The sequence below is a fragment of the Streptomyces sp. NPDC052687 genome, assembly GCF_040678395.1.
GTDB lineage: Bacteria > Actinomycetota > Actinomycetes > Streptomycetales > Streptomycetaceae > Streptomyces.
The window spans coordinates 28963-49653 of record NZ_JBFATR010000049.1; the positions used below are offsets into that span (position 1 = coordinate 28963).

A 20691-nucleotide genomic window follows, 5' to 3' on the forward strand; every position below is an offset into this window, starting at 1 on the left:
CAGCAAAGATCTTTGCCGATCCGCGAGCTCCGGTCCAGGCTCGGAGGTACAGGGCCGTACGCGACTCACGGAGGACACCATGACGCACACCCACCACACACCCGATGCCCCGGCCCCGGACCGCCCCGCCGACTTCTGGGAGGGCTTCTACCGCAACGGCGACCGCATCTGGAGCGGCCGTCCCAACCCGCTGCTGGTGCGGGAGGCGAGCGACCTGACCCCGGGCACCGCCCTCGACCTCGGGTGCGGGGAGGGCGCGGACGCGGTGTGGCTGGCCGCCCGCGGCTGGCAGGTCACCGCGGTCGACATCTCGGCCACCGCCCTCGAGCGCGCCGCCCGGCACGCGGCCGACGCCGGTGTCGGCGAGCGGATCGACTGGCAGCGCCACGAGTTGGGCCACACCTTCCCCGACGGCAGCTTCGACCTGGTCAGCGCCCACTACCTGCAGTCCCCGGTCGAACTCGACCTGTACGGGATCCTGCGCCGCGCCGCCGGGGCCGTCGCCCCGCGCGGCACCCTGCTGATCGGTCTGCACGCCACCTGGCCGAGCTGGCGGCAGGAGCCCCCCTTCGACGGTGAGTTCCCCACGCTGGAGGGTCTGCTGTCCGAGCTGGCCCTGCCCGAGAGCGAGTGGACCGTCGTCACCGCCGAGACCGTCCACAAGCCCAGCGTCTCCCCGGACGGCGTCGAGGGCTTCCGCGGCGACAACGTCTGGCGGCTGCGCCGCGCGGGCTGACGCCTCACGCGCCGGGCGCCCGCCCCGTCCGTACGGACAGCCCGAGCCTGGACGCGCCGGGGCGCCCCGACCGCCGGCCCCGCCCGCCGCCGCTGCCGGGCCGCGCCCGGTGCCACCCCCCTCGGCCCCGACCGCGCCCCGCGCCCGCGCGCCCGCACCGGGCCGTCACCGTGTGATCGCCCGGTGCGTGGGCACTCGACGCGCATGAGCGAACAGGCGGAGACCTTCGGGTCGTACTGGCTCCAGACCCTGCCCCCCGGCGATCCGGCCCCCGCGCCGGAGGGCGACCTCACCGTCGACGTGGCCGTGATCGGCGCGGGCATAGCCGGGCTGAGCACCGCGTGGGAGCTGGTCCGGCGCGGGCACGATGTCGCCGTACTGGAGGCCGACCGGATCGCGGCGGGAGTCACCGGACACACCACGGCGAAGGTCAGCGCCCAGCACACCCTGATCTACGACCGGCTGCGCCGCACCCGCGGCGCGGAGGGCGCGCGGCTGTACGCCCGCTCCCAGATGGACGCGATCGGCCACGCCGCCGAGGTCGCCCGGGAGCTGGGAGCCGACTGCGACTGGGAGGAAACGGCCGCCTACACGTACGTGCAGGGCCGCCACCGCGTCCCCGAGGTGCGGGCCGAGGCGGAGGCCGCGCGGGAGGCCGGTCTGCCCGCCGAGTTCGTGACCGAGACGGACCTGCCCTTCCCCGTCGCGGGCGCCGTCCGGGTCGCCGAGCAGGCCCAGTTCCACCCCCGCAAGTACCTGATGGCGCTGGCGGACAGCGTGCGCCGGGGCGGCGGCCGGCTGTACGAGGGCACCCGCGTGGTCGGCCTCTCCGAGGGCGAGCCCTGTGTGCTCACCACGGACCAGGGGGTCCGCGTCACCGCCCGTGACGTGGTGGTCGCCACCCACTACCCGATCTTCGACCGCGCGCTGCTGTTCACCCGTCTCACCCCGCGCCGGGAACTCGTGGTCGCCGCCCCGGTGCACGAAGCGAAGGCGCCGGAGGGCATGTACATCACCCCCGAGCACCGCACGCGCTCGGTGCGCACCGCCCCCTACAAGGACGGGCAGCGGCTGCTCATCATGACCGGCGAGCACTTCACTCCCGGCAGCGGCGTCGACGTGGAGGAACGGTTCGCCACCCTGACCGGCTGGGCGCTGCGCCAGTTCGGCGAGCTGCGCGTCACCCACCGGTGGGCCACCCAGGACAACGAGTCCTCCGACACCGTGCCGCTGGTCGGGCTGATGCACCCCCGGACCGAGCACGTCTACGTGGCCACCGGCTTCGGCGGCTGGGGGATGGCCGGCGGCATCATGGCGGGCCGCCTGCTCTGCGACCTGATCAGCGGCCGCGACAACCCCTGGAGCGGCCTGTACGACCCGCGCCGGATCGCCTCCGTCGTCCGCGAGGGTGGGGAGTTCCTGAAGAACCAGGCCAAGGTGGCCCGGCACTTCGTCGGCGACCGGCTGTCCGCGCTGGCGCCCGGCCCGCGCTCGCGCGTGGACGATCTCGCGCCGGGCGAGGGCGTCGTCGTGCCCGTCGGGGGCCGGCACGTGGCCGTCCACCGCGACGAGAACGGCGAGCTGCGCGCCGTCTCCGCGCGGTGCACCCACATGGGCTGCCTGGTTGCCTTCAACCGGGCCGAGGGCGCCTGGGAGTGCCCCTGTCACGGCTCCCGCTTCGCACCCGACGGCAGCGTGGTGCAGGGACCCGCGGTCCGCCCGCTGCGGCCCCGCGAGATCTGACGCCCCGCTCCGCACAGTGGCCCCGCGCGGGTTTGACCTCCCCCGCGCGGGGTCACTCGGTGTCCGACCCGTAAGCGAGCCCTGGGGAGTGAGTGAGCGTGGCGCGCAACCAGAAGTCCAAGGCGAAGATGGAACAGGCCAAGGGCAAAGCCAAGGAGACGGCCGCCCGCGCGGTCGGCAACGAGAGCAGGACGACCGAGGGCCGGATGGAGAAGGCGAAGGGGGACATGCGTCAGGCGAAGGAGAAGATGAAGGACGTCTTCCGTGACTGATGCCGCCGCCGGCGGCGTCGACGGTCGCCGAGACCGTCGGGGCCTTTTGAGGCTGGGACGAGGCTGAGGCGAGACTGAGGAGCGACGGGCCGGGTTGCGCGCAGACCGCGGAACCCGGCCCGCCTCATGCGTGAGCGGGTCGCGGCGCGATCAGATGCCGCAGGTGGGGGCGGACCAGTACTGGCTGTCGCGGTGGTCGAGGTGCGTGTGGTCGTTGTGGCCCGGGTAGCCCGGACCGAGGATGCCGCGGAAGCCGTGGTAGCGGGCCTGCTTGGCCAGCGTGCACAGGGAGTGCGGCCCGGCGCCGAGGTCGGCGGCGTCGCCGTAGAGGTGACGGCTGTTGCTCGCGCCGCCGACCGCCTCGTTGCAGGCATACGACCGGAAACCGCTGGTGACGTTGATCGGCTGGTCGCCGAGCGCGTGCCGCAGCGCCTCCAGCTTCCACATGGTGCGCAGCGCGTTGGCCTTGGCGGTGGTCGCGCTGACCGCCCCGCCGGACCAGGTGGTGTTGCAGTCGTTCAGCTCGCTGTAGGAGAAGTGGACCGGGGTGCAGTCGTCGTCCTGGAGGGCGTACAGCTTGTTGTAGGTGCTGGCGCCCGCGACCCCGTCGGCGGTGAGGCCGTACGCCGACTGGAAGCGTTTCAGGGCGGCTTCCGTGGCCGGTCCGAAGCTGCCGTCGACGGCGAGGACGGCGCCGTAGCCGGCGTAGCCGCCGAGGCGGATCTGGAGCTGGGTGACGTCGGCGCCCGAGGCGCCCTGCGCCAGGGTGCGGGTCCAGGTGTAGCAGCCGTCCGCGTGCGCGGTGCCCGCCGTGGCGACGGTACCGGCGAACGCTCCCGACAGGATCATGACAAAAGCGGCGATGAGTCGTGCGATGCGTCTGAACATGCGACCTCCAGGCCGGGGGAGAGATGAGCCCCCTGTGAGCCACTGCCGAACGTGAAGAGCCGTGTTACGCGCGTCAACGATGGGGCACGGGTGGCCGGTGGCGCAAGAGTGGGGCTCGCCGCCGCGGTCGCCGTCGTCAGGAGACGTCGTTGGGAGGCGTCGTTGGAAGGCCTCGTCAGGAGGCCTCGTCGGGGTCCGCACCCTGGCGGTGCCGTCGGGGGGCGCCGTCAGGCGGTGCCGTCGTCGGGGGGAGCCGTCAGGGGTGCCGCCGCTCGCCGTCGGCAGGGAGGCGGCCTTCGGGGGGAGGCGGCACCGCGGCTCGGCGCGGCCTCACGACCTCATGGCCTCACGACTTCATGGCCTCACGACTTCATGGCCTCACGACTTCATGGCCTCACCAGGGCCGCCCCTCCCGCAGGCACACCACGCCCCCGTCCCGCGCGGCCGAGTGCAGCGCGGTCAGTATCGGGCGGTGCATGGCCAGGGTCGGGTCGGTCAGTTCGTCCAGGGTGAGGAACGCATACCGGTCGTGCTCGGGGCTCAGCCGCACGCGGTCGGTGGGGGCGACGGTGCCGCCGTCGAAGTAGCAGTCGAGGACCGGGCCGGTGCCCAGGACGTCGACGCGGTGGTCGATGCCGATCAGCCGGGGCCGCTCGCCGATGTCCAGGCCGGTCTCCTCCCGGGCCTCGCGCCGCGCCGCCGTCCACGGATCCTCGCCGTGGTCGAGCATCCCGCCCGGCAGCCACCAGTGCCCGGCGCTCGGCTCGTCGGGGGAATAGCGCAGCACCAGCAGCCGCCCCCGCGTGTCGTACAGCAGCACGCACGAGGCGACGAGCGCCCGGGGCTGCGTCTTGACCCACTCCTCGCGCGGCATCCACCCAACTGTCATGTCAGTCCTTCCTCCCGCTCAGGGTGCGCGCGGCGGTCCTGCGCAGATGCTCGGTGAAGACACCGGCCGGGTCGGGGACGCCGAGCCGGTGCAGCGACACCATCGCCGTGACGATGACGTCGCAGATCTCGGCCGTCACGTCGTCCCAGGTGTGGCTCGTGCCCTTGCGCGGATTGACGCCGGTGACCCCGATCAGCGCCTGGGCCGCCTCGCCGAACTCCTCCCCGATCTTGAGCACTTGCAGCACCGACCGCTGCGGGGCGGGGATGTGAGCGGCCGCCTCGTCCAGGAACACGGCAAGCCCGCCGTGATCTCCCAGTGGTCCTCGTCCACGGACACCCCTTCCGGCGGGCGTCCCTCGCCCCGCCTCCTCGACTCGTGAACGATTGCGGGCAGCGTGCGGAGACGGGCTCAACCGGCCATTTCCCCGCGGGGCGAGGGAGCGCGGAGGGGGCGGCGGCCCGGCGCGGCCGGGGCGTTGTCAGTGGTCGCCAGTAAGTTCTTTTCCGTCCCGCCGATCCGGCGCCGGACTTCCCTTGTGCTGCAAAGGAGATGGTGCGTTGTCGCACTTCGAGAGGTCGAGCACGGCGCGGGTGATCCCGCCCGCACGGCCGCGCAAGCTCGCCAAGGTCCCGTTCGCGGAGCTGGCCGACGGGCGCCTCCAGGGCGTCGTCTCCAGCGGCTCCGACATCGGGCGGGTCTACGTCTCGTCGGTCGCCGCCGGGACGTACGCCTACGCGTGCAGCACCAACAACAACCGGCCGTGCGGCGGCGCCCGCGGCGGATTCTGCAACCACATCGGCGCGCTGATCAACGAAGCGGTGCTCCAGTACGGCGCCGAGCGCGTCGCCCGCTATCTGCGCGCCGACCTCGGGGACGGCGAGGCCACCGCCCACACCCTCCACCTGGTCATGAGCGCGACCCGCCCGATGCCCGCGGACGGCAAGGCCGCCGCGTCGGTCTTCAGCCGGTTCCTGCGCCACCTCGCCTACCTCGAACTCGCCCCGGCCACCGCGCCGCTGCCCGAGATGCAGTGGTTCCCGCCGACGAGGGCGGTGGCCTGATGCGGCTCGATCTGCTCACCGAACCCGTCGAGGGACTGGACGAGGCCCTGGCCGCCGTCGACGCCTTCGACCAGGTCCTGGTCGGCGGCCTGCTGAGGCCCCAGCCGGCCCAGGCCGAGGGCCTGGCGCGACTGGCCGACGCGGTGGCCGGCAGTCCGCTCGCCGCCCGCGCGGCCGAGGCCGCCGAGAAGGCGGCGGCCGGCGCCGCGAGCGAGGACCACTTCCTCAGCCTCGCCGCCGCCCGCACCGCCCTGCTCGGCTCCGTCCACGACGCGCTCGCCGCCCGCGCGGACGAGGCCACCGGCCGGCCCCGTGAGGAGACGCCCGCCGAGGCCGCCGCCGGACAGCAGGCGCCCAACCTCCTCGCAGCCGCCCGCTCCTGGCTCGGCGACCTCGCGCGCGCCGGCTGGCAGGGCATCGACCACGACGTGGTCGCCGGCTCCGCCCAGGTGGTCTCCGCCCTGCTCCCGGACCCGGAACTGCGCCGCCTGGCCACCCTCCTCGACGGATTCGCCGCCGAACTCGCCGCGTCCTGCCCGGGCGCCTCCCTGGAGCGGATACCCGTGCGCCGCTGGGCCGACCTGTGGGCCCGCGGCATGCTGCTGACCCTGTCCGGCGCCGCCGCGCCCGCCACGGGCACCGTCACCGGCCGGCTGCTGCCGCTCGGCGTCGACCTCCAGGAACACGCCACCGCCGCCCAGGCCCAGGTGCACGCCGTCCTCGAACCCGCCGACGGCGGCCCACCCCGCCTGGTGCGGGCGAGCGTGTCCGCGCCGAAGCCCGACACCGTGCTCGGCGCGGGGGTCTGGCAGCTGCTGCGCCCGCACATGGCGCTGCTCGCCGCCCTCGGCGAGGGCCGCTCGATGGACCTCACCGACATGCCCGTCACCGCCGAGGGCGACCTGATCTGGAGCGACGAGCACGCCCGCCCGGGTGGGTCCGCCGACCCCTTCGCCACCGCCCGCGTCGCCCTGCCCACCGCCACCACCCCGCCGACCGCGCCCCTCGACCGGCACCCGGTGCGCCTCGCCCACCCCGTGTTCCTCGAGGGGTACACCGCCGAACAGGACGCGGACGACGAGACGGTGACGTTCACCCTCACCGGGCACCGGCTGGCCGTCGACACCGACCGCGTACCGGTCGCCGGACCGCTCACCCCGAAGGCCGTCGCCGCGTCCACCGCCTGCATCGGACTGCTCCGCTGGGACGCGGGACGGTTCACCGTCCAGCCGCTCGCCGTGGAGACCACCGTGCGCAGGAAGACGGTCGCCGTCCACGCGGGCGCCTGGGCCGGCGGTACCACCGACAAGGCCGGGGCCAAGCTCGAGAAGGCCGCCACCGACGCGGTGGCCGTGCTGCGCGAACGCGCCGGAAGGCTGCTCAGGAAATGACCGACCACACCACCGGGGAGACCGTGCCGGCGAACCCCGACGAGAACCGCCGGCAGCTGCTGTACTGGCGGCTGCTCGCCCGCCTCTTCGACCACGAGGAGCAGGCCGGCCTGGAGGCCGCCTCGCTCGCCGTCGTCGAGGACATCGGCCTGCCGCCCGCCCTGCTCGACCCGCAGGCCTCCGTCGACTCCATCGTCCAGCGCCACCCCGAACTCGCGGGTGAGTTCGAGAACCTGATGGTGCCCGAGCCCGACGGGGACGACCGCGACCGAGCCGCCGAGGTGCGCCGCGCCGCACTCGTGTCCAAGGTGCTGCTGGGCGTCTTCGCCTCCGGCTCCGGCACCGTCACCGCCGGGCAGCTCGCCCAATGGCAGTCCGACGCCGGCTGGCTGGAACGCGCACTCGGCTGCAAGCCCGGCGAACTGCGCGGCGGACGCGGCCGCGGCGGCGCCGGCCGCGCGGCCGGCGGGGGAGTGAGCCCCACCGGCACGGGCATCGGCCACCCCACCCCCGACCTCGGCACGCTCATCCCGGAGATCGGACCCGAACTCGGCGCCATCGAGGCCGACCTGGTCAAGCGGATGCACCTGCGGGAAGTCCTCGCCGACCCCCAGCTCGCCGCACAGCTCACCCCGAGCATGTCGCTCATCGAGCAGCTGCTGCGCGACAAGAACAACCTCTCCGGCGTCGCCCTCGCCAACGCCAAGGCGCTCATCCGCCGCTTCGTCGACGAGGTCGCCGAAGTCCTGCGCACCCAGGTCGAGAAGGCCTCCGTCGGCACCCTCGACCGGTCGATCCCGCCCAAGCGGGTCTTCCGCAACCTGGACCTCGACCGCACCATCTGGAAGAACCTCACCAACTGGGACCCCGAGGAGGAACGGCTCTACGTCGACCGCCTCTACTACCGGCACACCGTCCGCAAGACGACGCCGCAGCGGCTCATCGTGGTCGTCGACCAGTCCGGCTCGATGGTCGACTCGATGGTCAACTGCACCATCCTGGCGTCGATCTTCGCCGGCCTGCCCAAGGTCGACGTCCACCTGATCGCCTACGACACCCAGGCGCTCGACCTCACCCCCTGGGTGAACGACCCCTTCGAGACCCTGCTGCGCACCAAGCTCGGCGGCGGCACCGACGGCACGGTCGCCATGGCCCTGGCCCAGCCGAAGATCGCCGAACCGCGCAACACGGTCGTGGTGTGGATCTCCGACTTCTACGAATGGCGCTCCGAGCCGCTGTTCGAGAGCATGGCGGCCATCCACCGCTCCGGCGCGAAGTTCATCCCCGTCGGCTCGGTGACCAGCGCCGGCCGCGGCAGCGTCAACCCGTGGTTCAGGGAACGCTTCAAGGACCTCGGCACGCCCGTGATCTCCGGTCACATCCGCAAGCTCGTCCACGAGCTGAAGTCGTTCCTCACCTGAGCCGTCCCGCGCGTTCCGCGCCTCAGCACTCCCACCTCTCCTCTCACCGAAAGGCCTCACCCATGTCCGACCTGCTGCGCGCCCCCGCCGAGATCAAGTACGCCGAGGAGCTGGACTGGCTCGAGTCGATCGACGACAACCCCAAGCCGTTCTCCTGGCGGCTGTCGCCGAAGATGATCCGGCTGTTCATCCTGGGGTCCGAGCGGGCCGACGGCCTCGACCGCGAGGTCTCCCAGAAGTGGTTCGGCGACCGCAGCATCGTCGAGCGGGCCATCGTCACCCTCGCCTCCGACCGCGGCCTGCTGCTCATCGGCGACCCCGGTACCGGCAAGAGCTGGCTCGCCGAACTGCTCGCCGCCGCCGTCTGCCGCAACTCCACCCTCGTCGTGCAGGGCACGGCCGGCACCACCGAGGACCACATCAAGTACTCGTGGAACGTGTCCATGGTGATCGCCAAGGGCCAGTCGCGGGAGTCGATGATCCCCTCGCCGATCATGACCGCGATGGAGAACGGCGTCATCGGCCGCTTCGAGGAACTGACCCGCTCCACCAGCGACGTCCAGGACGCGCTGATCTCCATCCTCTCCGAGAAGTACATCTCGGTCCCCGAACTCGACAGCGACAACATCGTCTTCGCCAAGCCCGGCTTCTCCGTCATCGCCACCGCCAACAGCCGCGACCGGGGCGTCAACGACCTGTCCTCCGCGCTCAAGCGCCGCTTCAACTTCGTCCGCATCCCCGTCGTGACCAACAAGAAGAGCGAGGCGGAGATCGTCCGCTTCCGCACCGAGGAACTGCTGCGCCGCCACCAGATCGAACTCGACGTCCCGCCCACCCTGCTGGACGTGCTGCTGCAGTCCTTCTCCGACCTGCGCGCCTCCGCCGCCGCGGCCGCGAGCGACGACGAGAAGCTGGAGTCCGCGCTGTCCACCGCCGAGCAGATCGGCGTCCTGGAGGACGCCATCCTGCACAGCAACTTCTTCGGCGAGCGCGCCCTGACCGCCCGTACCCTCGCCTCCTCGCTCGTCGGCTCCCTCGCCCGCCGCGAACCGGAGGACCTGGCCATCCTCAACAAGTACCTGCACGGCGTCGTCGAGCCGCGCAGCAAGGAGGAGGGCGGCTCCTGGCCGGAATTCCTCGAGGGCGGCCGCGACACCATCGCGACCCTGTCGTGAGCGCCCGCGACCACACCGTGGACAGCCCTGTGGACCACCCCGTGGACAGCTCTGCGAACAGCCCTCTGAACACCCCTGTGAACGAGTCCGCCTTCACCGCCCTGCGCACCCAGCTCCAGCAAGCCGCCACCGCGTTCGCCGGCGGACCCGACGCCCTGGAGGGCATCCTCCTCGGCATCGTCGACGACGTCGACCGCGCAGTGCGCGAACCCCTGGAGATCTTCCCCGTCTGCCACCACTCGCCCGCCTCCGCCCTCGCCATGGCACGCCGGCTGCGCGAGAAGCAGCCCAAGGTGGTCTACCTCGAACTCTGCGAGGACATGGCCCCCCTCCTGACCGAGCTGCGCAACTGCAAGCTCCCGGTCGCCGTCCAGGCGTTCGCGACCGAGGTCGACGGCTTCCCCGCCGAATGGGCACCGCTGTCGGTGGTCGCCCCGATCACCGAGGCGTCGGCCGAGTACCAGGCCATCGCCTACGCCCTGGACACCCCGGGCGTCGAACTCGTCCTCGTGGACCGCTCCTCCGACCACGTCTTCCAGTGGCAGGAGACCCGGCAGGAGACCAAGGAGAACACCGGCACACCGGCCGACCCGGACGCGCCGCCCGCCGAGGAGGAAGCCGCGCTGCACGGCGACGCGGTCGGCGTGGAGATCGGCGACCTGCGCCCCCGCTTCGCCGAACTGGAGGAGCACCTGCTGCGCCACGGCAAGGTGCGGCACTGGTCGGAGTGGTGGCACCAGTACGTCGAACTGCCCCTCGGCGACAGCGACCACGACACCTACCGGCAGGTCATGCTGCTCATCGGCAGCCTCTTCCGGCGCCTCGCCCCCGGCGACCCGCACCGGGTCCGCGTCGACGAGGACCGCGAACGGTACATGTGGACGCGGATGCGCCGGCACATGGCCGCCACCGGCACCCACCCCGCGGACGCCCTCTACGTCTGCGGCGCCTTCCACGCCGCCAGCCGCGTCGCCGAGTTCGGCGTCCACGGCGCCGACACCTTCGAGATCAGCCCGCCCACCGCCACCAAGTGGCAGCACGGCCTGATCCCGTCCAGCCACGCCGCCATCGAGGCACAGTTCGGGCTCGCCGCCGGCTCGGTGTCCATCGCCGCCACCCAGTGGACGAAGAACCTCAAGCGCACCCGGGTCAAGCCGTACCGGCTCGCCGGCCAGGCCGGCACCAGGACGCCGAAGAAGACGGCGAAGGCCGCGGCGGCTCCCGTTCCCGCCGGCCCGGCCGCCACCACCGACAAACTCACCGGCTTCCTGCAACGGCCCCCCGTCCTGGACCGCCTCGACGAGGAGGAACTGCTCGGCTGGTCCGTGGAGATCGTGCGCGCCGCCCGCCGCAACGGCTACCTCGCCTCCACCGCCGACGCCATCGCCGTGTTCGAGACGTCGATCCTCCTCGCGGGCATGCGGGACCGCGCCAAGCCCACGCCGTACGACTTCCAGGACGCGGCGGTCACCTGCATCGAGAAGGACACCGTGCCCGGCCGGCGCGATGTGCGCCGCCTCGTGGAGATCATGCTGGGCGGCGACCGCGTCGGCCAGGTCGGCTACGACGCGCTGCCGCCCCTCGCCCGCGACGTCCACGACCGGCTCGCCCCGCTGAACTTCAAGCTCCAGCAGCGCGGCGTCCAGCGGGCCCTGCTCGACATGGCCTCGCGGCCGGAGCTGGAACAGTGCTCCGACGTGCTGTGGATGCTGCGCTACCTCATGCCGCACGGCGCGGCGCGCCCCATCATGGGCGAACGCAAGCTCGGCGAGCGCCCCATCCAGGAGTCCTGGGATCTGGCCCTCGGCACCCATCAGCGGGCCCTCATCGAGCTGGGCTACGAGGGCGTCAGCATCGAGCAGGTCCTCGAACAGCGGCTGCGGCGCACCGCGTACGGCCCGCAGGCGACCACGGCGACCGTCCTCGAAGCCGTCGAGGACGCTACGCTCTACCTGCGCAGCCGCCGCCTCGCCGACGAACTCGGCCGGCGCGCCCTCGACGTGCTGGCGACCGAGCGGACCGTCGACGGCGCGCCCGAGGTGCTGCGCCGGGTGCGCGGACTGCTGGCGTACTACCGCACCAGCGAGCCGTCCCTGCCCGCGTGGATCGAGTCCTTCGTCAAGACCGGCTACGCCCACTACTGCACCCTGCTGCCGACGGCGTTCACCGACGACGAGGCGAGCGTCCGCCAGGTCGCGGCCATGCTCGGCTTCCTGTTCAGCATGGAGAGCCTCGCCCTGTCGCTGGGCTGCGACCGCAACCAGCTGGAGCTGGCCGTCGCCCAGTCCCATCCGGAGGACCCCGCGAAGACGGCGCTGCTGTGGGCGGCCAAGACCCAGCTCGGCACCCTCTCCCGGGCCGACCTGCGGGCCCGCTGCGACGAACTGCTCGGCAACCCCCTGGTCGTGCCCGCCTATCCGCGCTACCTCAGCGGATTCCTGCACGCCCTGGAACCGGTGCCCGGCCTCGCCGACTTCGTCGTCGAAGCGGTGTCCAACGCGTTCGCCCGGCTGCCCGACCCGGTGCTGCTGCCCTGGCTGCCGACCCTCATCACCACACTCCGCGCGGGCGGCGCGGACCTCGCGCCCCTGCTGATCCGCGAGGCGGGCCGCGTCTTCCCCGGCCGCCTCGCCGCCCTGGACGCCTGGATACCGCCGTGGCGAGCCGAGCCGGCCCCGGAGGCCGTACGCCCGGCCAGCGACCGCTCGTCCGCGCCGCGCGGCCTGCCCTTGCTCGCCGCGCACCCCGCGGCCTGCGACGCGGTGGCGGCCCTGCTCGGCTGCGACGCCGACTGGGCCCCGGCGGACCGGACCCCGGCCGGCGCGGCCCTCCTCGCCCGCCACCCGCACACCGCCGATGCACTGGGAGCCCTCCTGGCCACCCCCTGACGGCGACAACCACCGGAGCCACCGCCCCCGGCAGGGAGCGGTGGCCCCGGCGTACGCACGGGCCGGCGGTACGGCGCGCGGGGACACCCCTCAGGGCCGGCGCCCCGAGCGGACACAGACGCGCCCGAACTCCGCGAGGGCACGGAAGTCGCCCTCCCGCAGCCCGAGCCGGGGATCGACGTGCCGCAGCAGCGCGGCGCCCGCGTGGCGCACGCTCACGAACCCCCTGTCGCGTTCGCCGAGTTCGTCGTCGACCCAGGCGAAAGGGCGGCCCGCGGCGTGCGCGATGAGATGCGGGGTCTTCCAGAAGACGCAGTCCGCGCTGCCGTCGCCCGTCTCGTGCGGCGCGGGCCACTCCACCACGGGCAGCTCGGGCAGTCCGAGGACGGGTGAGATGAAGGTGTTCGCCTCCACGCCCCACGTGGTGGCCCACACCAGGTCGTAGACCTCGCTCAGTGCCAGCAGCCGGGGCCCGTGCTCCGCGTTCAGCCACACCCGCAAGGGCTTCACGGCCCCCGGCGGCTCACCGGGGTGCCGCGCGACCCACCCCTCGGGCTTCATGCGGTACGTCGCATAGCCCTCGGGCCTGCGCTCCGGCTTCGCCGCGTACGGGTTGAGCGGGCCGTCGACATCGAGGTAGAGAAGGGGGCGGGGCGGGGGAGTGGTCATGGTCAGTAACTCCAGTAGTCGCGCCGGGGGAGCTTCACCCACACGTCCGGCGGACCCACGACGGCGCGGGCGTCGGCCGGGCGCAGGCCGGCGTACGCGCAGGAGTAGGAGACCGCGTTGTACCGGTGGACGTAGGAGAGCAGCACCTCCTCGGAGGTCGACTCCGGACCCGGCGCGCCGCCCGGGCTGAGATCCCAGCCCTCGATGACCCCGTCGCGCGCGACGCTGCCCTGGTTGCCGCTCTTGGCGTTGGCGTACAGGCCGTAGCTCACCGTGCCCGCCGACAGCAGGATGTGCACGCCCGGCGTCGACGGCGCGTACCCCCACGGCTGGGTGACGACGCAGCCACCCGGCACCGTGGTGACACCCACGTACGGTACAAGCTCCTCGAAGTCGTACGCGAACGGGTCCCTCAGGACGTTCGTCAGGTCCGGTTCCGCGCCGTCCGGCACCGGGGTCGCCTCCAGGCGGCGTATCGCCTCGTCGGCGTCGATGCCCGCCACGCACGCCAGGCCCGTGCCCTCGTGATGGAAGGTGCCCAGCGCGGCGCGGAGCCGTCCGCCCTCCTCGGCGATCGCGCGCTCCGCGTCGCTCAGACCGGGCTCGCCCTCCGGCAGCGGGAACAGATCCGGCGTCGGTCCCGCCAGCGCGAGCCGCCCGGGCGACCAGCCGCCGATCAGCCGCCGCCAGGGATCCGCCCCCGCCTCCACCAGAGCGCGGGCGTTGTCCGGCCGGTCCGTCATCACGGCCTCCCACAGCGCCGTGCCCCCGTACTCCACCGCGTCCACGTCCGCCACGCGCCGGGCCAGCTCAGCGACCACCTCCGGTGAGCCGAACACCGCCGCGCGGTGCAGCGGACGCCCTCCGCTCCACTGCTCAGGATCGGCACCCGCGGCCAGACGCCGCCGCACCTCCTCGACGTCCTTCCAGCCGTCCCAGCCCATCCCGGCCCAGCCGTCGTCCCACCGTGTCACCCTGCCCCCTTCGGCACCGACCCGGGCGGCACCCGCGCCACCCCGTACGCCCACCCTCGCAGACGGGTCCGACAACGCCCCTCCCGCCCGGTCCCGAGGTGCGCGGGCGCGGGGCCGGCGGCAGGCTGGGGACCATGCAGCGCAAGGGACGCGGCGAGGGCGGACGCGGCGAGGGCGGACGCGGCGAGGGCGGACGGGGTGAGGGCGGTCGGGGTGAGGGCGGTCAGGAGCCCGATGTGGAGGCGGTCCTCGACGAGCTGTACACCACGCCGCCGCCCCAGTTCGTCGCCCGCCGCGAGGAACTGGCCGTCGCGGCGAGGACAGCCGGCCGCGCGGCGGACTCCCGGCGCATCCGCGCCGCCCGCCGGCCCACCCTGGCGGCCTGGGCGGCGAACCTGCTGCTGCGCCGCGACCCGGACGAGAGCCGCCGGCTGCTCGACCTGGGCGAAGCCCTGCGCGAGGCCTACCGCACGCTGGACCCGGCCGCGCTCAGGGACCTCACCGCCCAACGGCGCCAGGTCGTCGCCGTGTTGTCCCGGCAGGCCGCCCGGCTCGCCGACGCGGCCGGGCACCCGCTGTCCGCCGCCGCACAGCAGGACGTCGCCGCCACGCTGCACGCGGTCCTCGCCGATCCCGACGCCGCCGAGCAGTGGTCCTCCGGCCGGCTGACCGGCGCCCTCAGCCCGCCGTCCGCCTTCCTGTCCCCCGACCCGGACGCGGCGGCGCTGACGGCGCGGCCGAAGCCGAGGACGACCACGGCTCCCGAGTCCCGTGCGGAACCCGCCGGGGGGCCCGCGAAGAAGAGCACCAAGAAGAGCACCAGGAAGACAGCCAAGACCGCCGCCAAGGCCGCCGACAAGGTCGCCAAGAAGGCCGCCGAGAAGTCACAGCCCTCCACCCCTCCCACAGACGAACTCGCCGAACGCCGCCGCGTCCGCGAGGAGCAGCTCGCCCAGGCCCGTCGGGCCGCCGAGGAGGCCGAGCGGCGTCTGGGCGAGCGCCGCGAGAGGGCGGCCGAGGCGGCGGAGTCCCTGACGCGGGCCCGCGAGCGCCGGGAGGCGGCGCGGGCGGAGCTGGACGCCGCCGAGCAGCGGCTGCGCACCGCGCGGGAGGCCCTGCGGGACGCCGACCGCGCGCGCCGTGAGGCCGAGGAACGCCACCGCTCCGCCGCCGACGCCCGCACCACGGCGGAACGGGAGGCCCGCGCCGCGGCGGCCGCACTGCGGCGCCTGGAGAGCCGTACGGGACGGCGCGAGCAGTCGCCGGGCCGGTCCCGCTAGTCGGTGACGAGGGCGAGCGTGAAGCCGTCATACCCCTTCACACCGACGGTCTGCACCGTGGTGGCGGTCAGCCGCGGGTGCTCGGCGACGAGTTCGGTGAAGCGGCGTATGCCCTGCACGCGGGGGTCCTCGCTCGCCGGGTCGACGACCGCGCCCTCGCGGACCACGTTGTCCCCGACGAGGACGCTGCCCGGCCGGGTGAGCCGCAACGCCCAGTCCAGGTAGGCGGGGTTGGACGGCTTGTCGGCGTCGATGAAGACGAGGTCGAACGGGCCGGCCCCCTCATCAGCCAGCAGCGGCAGGGTGTCCAGGGCGTTGCCGACCCGCAGGTCGACGACGTGGTCGACGCCGGCGCGGGCGATGTTCCGGGCCGCGACGTCCGCGCACCGCTCGTCGGCCTCGAGCGTCACCAGCCGCCCGTCCGCGGGCAGCGCGCGGGCGAGCCAGATGGTGCTGTAGCCGCCGAGCGTGCCGATCTCGAGGACGGTGCGGGCACCCTGGATGCGGGCGAGCAGGTGCAGCAGCTTCCCCTGGTTCGGGGCGACCTGGTGCGGCGGCAGCCCGGCCGCGTCACTGTCCGCGACGGCGGAGAGCAGCGCGGCGTCCTCGGCCATCAGCAAGCCGTTGAAGTAGTCGTCGACGGCCGTCCACGTCTGCTGCGACACAGTGCGTTCCCTTTCGATACTCACCGGGCTCCCATGGGGAACCTACGAGGGTGGGCGGCATCCCGCGATCGGTTTTCCCTCCCTTCGGGAGTACGGCATGAGTCCTCGGCGCGAGGCTGACGACATCTGCGGCATCGCGCAGGCCGCGGCGGTGGTCGGCGACCGGTGGAGCCTGCTGGTGCTGCGCGGGCTGACCAGGTGCTGGTGGCCCTTCAGACCGGGCCGACCGCTGCCTGTTCGTCGACGGCACGCTCACCGGCTGCACCGTTCACGGTGTTCGCTCGCTTCCCTCGCACCCGCCGGGGCCATCACCGTCCGGAGCGATGAACGCGGCAACCTCGCCGCGGCAGAGCACCACGATGGCGTCGCAGCTGCACGTGCAGTACTCGACCTCGCCGCTCGACGTCGAGTGGGCGGACAACAGCTTCCAGGCCGGTGCGTCCGCGGTGGCCGTACAGCCCCAGGCGAGCAGCGGACATCCCTCGCGGGCGGAGTGGAGCGTCGGACCGTCCGCCCGCGTAGCCGGCCGTAAGGGGTGTGCCGACCGCTCAGCGGGGACCGGGCTGGACGGGAGAGGGTTCGGCATGGGTGTCTTCTCCCTTCGGTGCCGTGTCCTCTGACACCGGCACGGCGGGTTCGGGCAGGGTCTTGAACAGCAGCCAGGCCAGGACGGGCATCAGGATCAGTGGGGCCAAGGCGGTCTGCAGCGAAGTCCTGTCGGCGATGGTGCCGATGACCGGGCTGATCAGGCCGCCGATACTCACGGTGAGACCGAGCGTGATCCCACTGGCGGTGCCGATCCGCGAGGGCAGGTAGTCCTGGCCCAGCGTGACCTGGAGCGAGAACGGGATGTACAGCCCGGCCGAGGTGAGCAGGACGAACAGGTAGAGGGCGGGGCCCGGAACGAAGAGCAGACCGGCGATCGATCCGGCCGTCAGCAGGTACGACCAGCGCGAGACCCGCACCCGGTCCCATCGGTCCGCCAGCGCACCACCCAGCACGCTGCCCACCGCGCCACCCACGTACAGCAGGAACAGAGCCGCCGTGCCCGCGGCCTTGCCGCCGTCCATGCGGTCGGTGGCGTACAGCGAGACGAACGTGCTCAGACCGATGAAGGCGACGGAGCGGCACACCACGGCGAGCGAGAGGCGCACGAACGACGCCCTGTCGTCCTCGCCGGACGCGGGCGCCTCGGCCGCGTCGGACAACCGGGTCTCCAGCACCCGCAGCACGGGCAGGCACAGCGCGGCGCCGACCACGGCCGGCAGCACGAGCAACGGTGTCAGGCGCAGTCCTCCGGCCGAGACCACGACGGCGACCGTGACCGGGGCCAGCGCGAAGCCGAGGTTGCCCCCCAGCGAGAACCATCCCATCGCGCTGTGACTGCCGCCGCCGGCGATCCTGGCCACCCGCGCGGACTCCGGATGGTACGCGGCCACGCCGACCCCGGACACCGCGACGACCGTCAGCGTCACCAGGTAGGAGTCACTCACCCCGCTGAGCGCGATACCCACCCCCGCGACCAGCGTGCTGACCGGCAACAGCCAAGGCATCGCCCGACGGTCGGTCACCATGCCGAAGAACGGCTGGGCCACCGACGACAACACGGAGGCGGCGAGCACGACGCCCGAGACGGCGGCGTAGCCGTACGCGCGCTCGGTGACGAAGAAGGGCACGAGGGAGGCGACGGCGCCCTGATAGACGTCGACGCAGCCATGCCCGACGGACAAGAGAGTGAGGGAGAGATTCCTGCGCACCCGGTCATCGTGGACGGCACCCACCGTGTCGCGCTTCCGATAAACTGCCAAGCAATGACGGAAGTCCGCCACACACCCGTGGCCCCCACCCGCACCCAGCGACTGGCGTCCGGTGCAGGGATAGACGCGCACCGGCACGACGACCACCAGATCGTCTACGCGGGCCGGGGCGTACTGTCCGTCACCACCAGCGCCGGTTCCTGGGTCGCCCCCGCGACCCGCGCCATCTGGGTCCCGGCCGGCACCGTCCACGCCCACCAGGCCCACGGTGACCTCGAACTGCACCTGGTGGGCCTCCCCGCGTGGGAGAACCCTCTGCGCCTGGACACCCCCAGCGTGCTCGCGGTGAGCCCGCTGCTGCGCGAGCTGATCATTGCCTTCACCCGCACCGAGGACGACGGCAGCCCGGAGCGGACGCGGCTGCGCGCGGTGCTCCTGGACCAGCTGCGGACCTCGGTACAGCAGCCCCTGCACCTGCCCACGCCGAGCAGTCCCCTGCTCCGGAGCGTCTGCGACCTCCTGCGGTCCGACCCCTCGGACAACCGCACACTCGCCCGACTCGGCCGAGAGGTCGGGGCCAGCGACCGCACACTCTCCCGCCTGTTCCGGAGCGACCTCGGCATGACGTTCCCCCAGTGGCGCACCCAGCTGCGACTCCACCACGCCCTGGTCCTGCTGGCCGAGAAGGTGCCGGTGACCACGGTCGCGAACCAGTGCGGATGGTCGTCCACCAGCGCCTTCATCGACGTGTTCCGCCGCGCGTTCGGCCATACCCCGGGCACGCACTCCCGGTGACCGGTCGACGCTTCAGGTCAATGCAGTTGGTCCCACGCACCGGCCGCCGCCGCCCGGGCGGCGTACGTGGCGAAGTCGACCGGCGCGCGTCCCAGTACCTCCCGCACGCCGGTGCCCGGCTCGGCGAAGTGCCCCGCGCGCATGGCGGCGAACATCGCGTTCAGCTCGTCCGCGGCCTCCCCGGACGCGCCCGAGGCCAGGAGGTCCGCCCGGTACTCCTCCGGCGTCACCTCGGTGTAACGGATGGGGCGTCCCGCGGCCTCGGCGATGGCCGCGACGGCCTCCTCGAAGGTGAGCCCCCGGGGCCCGGACAGCTCGTACACCCGGCCGTGGTGTCCGTCCGACGTCAGCACGGCCGCGGCGACGTCGGCGATGTCCTGGACGTCCACGAACGGCTCCGGCACCGCCCCGAGCGGCAGGGCGAGGTGCCCGGACCGCAGCGGGGCCCGCCAGACGTCCTCGTCGAAGTTCTGGTGGAAGTTGTTCGGGCGCAGGATCGTCCACCGCGCGCCGGACTCGCGGACCGCCTGCTCCGCCGCGGCCATGCCCTGGAAGTACGGGGGCCGCATCCGGTCGATGCCGCGCGCGGACAGCGCCACGAAGCGGGAGACGCCCGCCTCGGTCGCCTGCTCGACGAAGGGCGAGGCCAGGGCCGGGTCCACGGGGGCCAGGAGGTGGACCGCCGACGCCCCGTCCAGGGCGGTCCTCCAGGTGCTGCGGTCCGTCCAGTCGAACCGCACGGTGCCGGTGCGGGACGCGGCCCGCACCGGCCGGCCCGCCGCCCGCAGGGTGCGCACGAGCCGGCGGCCGACCTTGCCCGTCGCGCCGAGGACCAGAATCTCATCGGTGTGTGTCGTCATGGCGGTCAGTCAACTCACCTGTTCCGTCAGGGGACATGGCCATGCGTCCGCCGGGGATGTCCGATCGTCCGCCGGGTTATCGTGAAGCGCGTGGATCCCTTGGACGATCTCCTTCAGGGCGTGCGCGCCGACGGTGCCGGTTTCGGCCGCACGGAGCTGTCGCCGCCGTGGGCGCTCCGGTTCGCCGACGGTGCCTCCCTGACGCTGTCGGCCCCGCTGCGCGGCGAGGCCTGGATCGCCCTGGACGACGGCTCGCCACAGCACGGCAAAGGCGTGCTGCTCAAGCCGGGCGACTCCGCGATCGTGCGGGGTCCCGCGCCGTTCACGGTCACCGACCGCCCGCAGCCGGATTCCCCCCGTGCCGGCGCCGCCGACCCGCCGCCGCCCGCCTCCACCGTGCTGCTGACGGGGACTTACCAGGTCCGTGGCCGGGTCTCCGCGCGGCTGCTCGATGTGCTGCCGCCGCTGCTGGTGGTCCCGGGCACCGACGGCTGCGCCTCCCTCGGCGATTTCCTGGACTCCGAGGCGGCCGCCTGCCGTCCGGGCCGGCAGGTGGTGCTGGACCGGCTGCTGGACTGGCTGTTGGTGTGCACGCTGCGCGGCTGGTTCGACTCCCCGCAGGCCGCGCCTGTGGCCTGGTACCGCGCCCTGGGCGACGAGGTGACCGGCCCCGCGCTGCGGGCGATGCACGGGGCGCCGGAGCGGCCCTGGACCCTCGCCGCGCTGGCCGCCGAGGCGGCCGTGTCCCGTACGACACTGGCCGCGCGGTTCACCCGGCAGGTCGGCAAGCCGCCGCTGGCCTATCTCACCGACTGGCGGATGACCCTGGCCGCCGATCTGCTGACCGGGTCCACCGCGACCGTCGCCGCCGTCGCCCGCCAGGTGCGCTACGCGGACGCCTTCGGCTTCAGCACGGCCTTCAAACGCGTCCACGGCTGAGCCCCAGCGAGTACCGCCGGGCCTGCGGCACGGCCGACTGCGCCGCTGACTGCCCCGCGTGACCGGGCGGGGCAGCGCGTCGCCGCCGCGGCCGGGTCCGGCGAGGCGACCCGGCGCGCCCGCATCCATCGGCCGGTCGGCCAGTCCCCGCAGGTACCTCGTCCCGACGTTCCGTCGCCCACCCGGCGCAGACCGTGCTCACTCCTCCTCGACGGCGGTCCAGTCGCCGCGCGCGACCACGAGGGCGGCGGGCGGCGCCACCGCGCGCACCAGCCGCTCGCGGGC

Annotated in this window: 19 protein-coding genes; 11 read left to right on the plus strand and 8 right to left on the minus strand. The window is 73.5% G+C overall.

All coding sequences use genetic code 11. The features are described from left to right. Positions 1-79 precede the first annotated feature (79 nt). From AB0K92_RS28080 to AB0K92_RS28090, 3 genes are all read left to right on the plus strand, one after another. Entirely contained in the window at positions 80-736 is a 657-nt protein-coding gene (locus AB0K92_RS28080; protein WP_365927365.1) for a class I SAM-dependent methyltransferase, read from the plus strand. Between the two features lie 204 nt (positions 737-940). Further along, the gene (locus tag AB0K92_RS28085; protein ID WP_365927367.1) at positions 941-2479 is read left to right on the plus strand and encodes an FAD-dependent oxidoreductase; all 1539 of its coding nucleotides are present in this window, start codon (positions 941-943) and stop codon (positions 2477-2479) included. A 98-nt stretch (positions 2480-2577) separates the two neighbouring features. Then, positions 2578-2751, plus strand: coding sequence for a CsbD family protein (locus AB0K92_RS28090; RefSeq protein ID WP_365927369.1), 174 nt, complete (start codon positions 2578-2580; stop codon positions 2749-2751). Between the two features lie 150 nt (positions 2752-2901). On the opposite strand, the gene AB0K92_RS28095 is transcribed toward AB0K92_RS28090, so the two are convergent. The 3 genes from AB0K92_RS28095 to AB0K92_RS28105 form a co-directional block, all read right to left on the minus strand. Continuing rightward, positions 2902-3639 (minus strand): D-Ala-D-Ala carboxypeptidase family metallohydrolase, encoded by a 738-nt coding sequence (locus AB0K92_RS28095; protein ID WP_365927371.1) that lies wholly within the window; start codon positions 3637-3639, stop codon positions 2902-2904. Between the two features lie 394 nt (positions 3640-4033). Next, on the minus strand, positions 4034-4528 hold the full coding sequence (locus tag AB0K92_RS28100) for an NUDIX hydrolase (RefSeq protein ID WP_365927373.1): 495 nt from the start codon (positions 4526-4528) through the stop codon (positions 4034-4036). A 1-nt stretch (position 4529) separates the two neighbouring features. Beyond that, complete coding sequence (locus AB0K92_RS28105) at positions 4530-4823, minus strand: MazG-like family protein (RefSeq protein WP_365927375.1); 294 nt, start codon at positions 4821-4823, stop codon at positions 4530-4532. 265 nt (positions 4824-5088) lie between these two features. Between AB0K92_RS28105 and AB0K92_RS28110 the strand changes: the two genes are divergently transcribed. From AB0K92_RS28110 to AB0K92_RS28130, 5 genes are all read left to right on the plus strand, one after another. Beyond that, positions 5089-5592 carry a hypothetical protein gene (locus AB0K92_RS28110; RefSeq protein WP_365927377.1) on the plus strand — a complete coding sequence of 168 codons (504 nt, stop codon included), beginning with the start codon at positions 5089-5091 and terminating at the stop codon, positions 5590-5592. Next, on the plus strand, positions 5562-6983 hold the full coding sequence (locus tag AB0K92_RS28115) for a hypothetical protein (RefSeq protein ID WP_365927379.1): 1422 nt from the start codon (positions 5562-5564) through the stop codon (positions 6981-6983). Before AB0K92_RS28110 ends, AB0K92_RS28115 begins: the two co-directional genes overlap by 31 nt. Next, entirely contained in the window at positions 6980-8404 is a 1425-nt protein-coding gene (locus tag AB0K92_RS28120; RefSeq protein ID WP_365927381.1) for a VWA domain-containing protein, read from the plus strand. The genes AB0K92_RS28115 and AB0K92_RS28120 overlap by 4 nt, the downstream gene beginning before the upstream one ends. 62 nt (positions 8405-8466) lie before the next feature. Beyond that, complete coding sequence (locus tag AB0K92_RS28125; RefSeq protein ID WP_365927383.1) at positions 8467-9579, plus strand: AAA family ATPase; 1113 nt, start codon at positions 8467-8469, stop codon at positions 9577-9579. A 41-nt stretch (positions 9580-9620) separates the two neighbouring features. Then, positions 9621-12467, plus strand: a complete 2847-nt coding sequence (locus AB0K92_RS28130) for a hypothetical protein (RefSeq protein ID WP_365927385.1) — start codon at positions 9621-9623, stop codon at positions 12465-12467. A gap of 90 nt (positions 12468-12557) precedes the next feature. Here AB0K92_RS28130 and AB0K92_RS28135 read toward each other — a convergent pair whose 3' ends face one another. Next, positions 12558-13136: a hypothetical protein gene (locus tag AB0K92_RS28135; RefSeq protein WP_365927387.1), complete on the minus strand. Its 579-nt coding sequence runs from the start codon at positions 13134-13136 to the stop codon at positions 12558-12560. A 2-nt stretch (positions 13137-13138) separates the two neighbouring features. Beyond that, positions 13139-14080 (minus strand): ankyrin repeat domain-containing protein, encoded by a 942-nt coding sequence (locus AB0K92_RS28140; protein ID WP_365927403.1) that lies wholly within the window; start codon positions 14078-14080, stop codon positions 13139-13141. Between the two features lie 164 nt (positions 14081-14244). Here AB0K92_RS28140 and AB0K92_RS28145 point away from each other — a divergent pair, with 164 nt between their 5' ends. Beyond that, a complete protein-coding gene (locus AB0K92_RS28145) occupies positions 14245-15390 on the plus strand; it encodes a hypothetical protein (RefSeq protein ID WP_365927389.1) in 1146 nt (381 codons plus the stop codon). Here AB0K92_RS28145 and AB0K92_RS28150 read toward each other — a convergent pair. Then, on the minus strand, positions 15387-16055 hold the full coding sequence (locus AB0K92_RS28150) for an O-methyltransferase (RefSeq protein ID WP_365927391.1): 669 nt from the start codon (positions 16053-16055) through the stop codon (positions 15387-15389). The two genes, AB0K92_RS28145 and AB0K92_RS28150, sit on opposite strands and share 4 nt — an antisense overlap. A 548-nt stretch (positions 16056-16603) precedes the next feature. Continuing rightward, positions 16604-17812 (minus strand): MFS transporter, encoded by a 1209-nt coding sequence (locus AB0K92_RS28155; protein WP_365927393.1) that lies wholly within the window; start codon positions 17810-17812, stop codon positions 16604-16606. Between the two features lie 54 nt (positions 17813-17866). On the opposite strand from AB0K92_RS28155, the gene AB0K92_RS28160 reads away from it, so the two are divergent. Further along, on the plus strand, positions 17867-18607 hold the full coding sequence (locus tag AB0K92_RS28160; protein WP_365927395.1) for a helix-turn-helix transcriptional regulator: 741 nt from the start codon (positions 17867-17869) through the stop codon (positions 18605-18607). 17 nt (positions 18608-18624) lie between these two features. Here AB0K92_RS28160 and AB0K92_RS28165 read toward each other — a convergent pair whose 3' ends face one another. Continuing rightward, positions 18625-19467, minus strand: a complete 843-nt coding sequence (locus tag AB0K92_RS28165; protein WP_365927397.1) for an NAD(P)H-binding protein — start codon at positions 19465-19467, stop codon at positions 18625-18627. 90 nt (positions 19468-19557) lie between these two features. On the opposite strand from AB0K92_RS28165, the gene AB0K92_RS28170 reads away from it, so the two are divergent. Further along, positions 19558-20406, plus strand: a complete 849-nt coding sequence (locus tag AB0K92_RS28170; protein WP_365927399.1) for an AraC family transcriptional regulator — start codon at positions 19558-19560, stop codon at positions 20404-20406. Positions 20407-20691 lie beyond the last annotated feature (285 nt).